This window comes from Hominiventricola sp. (assembly GCF_057604405.1).
Genome location: NZ_DBLYVB010000077.1, coordinates 1 through 1873, shown reverse-complemented (window position 1 = coordinate 1873; position 1873 = coordinate 1). Strand labels below are relative to the sequence as shown.

Sequence of the window (1873 nt, the reverse complement as noted above, 5' to 3'; positions counted from 1 at the left end):
CAGAAGAAACTGAAAAAACAGATTCAGAAGCAACAGATCAAACGGGATTATGCCAAAGCGAAGCGAAGTGAACAGACAGTAGGAACAGCTACAAAAGGTACGATTGATTATATCAAGAAGATTGGCGGCAAAGTCACCAACTTTTTTAAAGAAAACCGGAAGGTGTATATCAGTGTAGCAGTTCTGATCGGATTGATGTTTCTGATCATAACGAATGTCACGTCATGCTCTGCAGTGTTTTTACAAAATGTGATCACTTACACCGGAACCAGTTATCTGTCATCGGATCAGGCAATCCGGGAAGCGGAACTGTATTACACACAGCTGGAAGCTAATCTGCAGGAGCGGATCAACAATATGGAATCTGAAGAACCAGGACATGAGGAATACCGATATAACATCGGACCTATTGAGCATGATCCGTTTATCCTGATTAGTTATCTGTCTGCAAAGTATGAAGAATTTACTTTTGAACAGGTCAAGCCGGAGCTGGACGCCTTGTTTGCAGAGCAATATCATTTAACTACTGAAGCAGTCAATGAGACTGTAACGGAGACAGCAACAGTAAGAGTTGGAGAATCTTTGGGACAGGTTGTGACCAGTGGATATTGTAACTGTCCAATCTGTTGTGGTATTTGGAGCGGAGGACCGACTGCCAGTGGAGCATATCCAACTGCCAATCATACCTTAGCGGTAGATGCTTCCAATCCGTTTGTTCCAATGGGAACAAAGGTAGTTATGAATGGTGTCGAATATACCGTAGAAGATACCGGAGCTTTCGCAAGATACGGTGTACAATTTGATGTCTATTATGACAGTCATGCGGCAGCATCTGCACATGGACATCAGACCTGGGAATGTTATCTTGCAGATGATAACGGAAGCAATGAAGTCGAAGTGACCAGAATCAGAGATGTGGACACGCTGAATGTAACATTGACCAGTGGAAACCTGATGTCAATCTGTCAGGACAGGTTGGGATTTTTCCAGAAAGAACTGTTCAGTGCCTACAACGATACCAAAGGCAACCTGCAGATGTTTGCAACACCGGTTGATTTTAACTGGTATTCCAGTGTGACCAGCTATTATGGATATCGGATTCATCCAATATCAGGAGCAAATCAGTTACACAATGGTATGGATATCGGAGCACCGGAAGGGACAAAAGTAATGGCAGGGCTGACCGGAACGGTTACAACTTCTGCTTATAACGACAGCTATGGCAATTATGTTGTAATCAAGGACAGTAAAGGCTATGAACTGCGGTATGCACATTTAAGCAGCCGGAGTGTATCTGCAGGTGCATCCGTCACGAAAGGTGATGAGATCGGTCTTGTAGGAAATACCGGAAATTCTACAGGAAGCCATCTTCACATTGAACTTTTGAAAAATGGAGAGCGGTTAAACCCGATCTTTTATCTGGAAACAGGAGAAGGGACAGGCTTTGGTGGTAATGAATATACCAGTGAAGCAGCGCAACGTTTACTGGAAGAGGCTGCAAAATATCTTGGAACACCGTATGTGTGGGGCGGATATTCCCCAAGTGGATTCGATTGTTCCGGATTTGTCAGCTACTGTCTGGTTCATTCCGGGGTAAGAAATACGGGAAGGCTGACTGCACAGGGACTGTACAACATTTGTACGCCAGTATCCCAGTCAGAAGCACAGCCAGGAGATCTGATCTTCTTTACCGGAACCTACGATGCAGGAGAACCAGTAACGCATATTGGAATCTATGTGGGCAATGGTCAGATGATCCATTGTGGGCATCCGGTTCAGTACACGTCCATCAACTCTCCATACTGGCAGAGCCATTTCTATGGATTCGGGCGATGGTAAGGAAAAGGGCGGTATAACAGCCGCCCGGAAAGGA

Annotated in this window: 1 protein-coding gene; it reads left to right on the top strand. The window is 44.9% G+C overall.

Annotated elements, in window-relative coordinates; genetic code table 11:
• On the top strand, positions 1–1839 hold a 1839-nt coding region (locus ACZMB2_RS14105; protein WP_487597181.1), incomplete at its 5' end, for a CD1108 family mobile element protein.
• Positions 1840–1873: the final 34 nt, after the last annotated feature.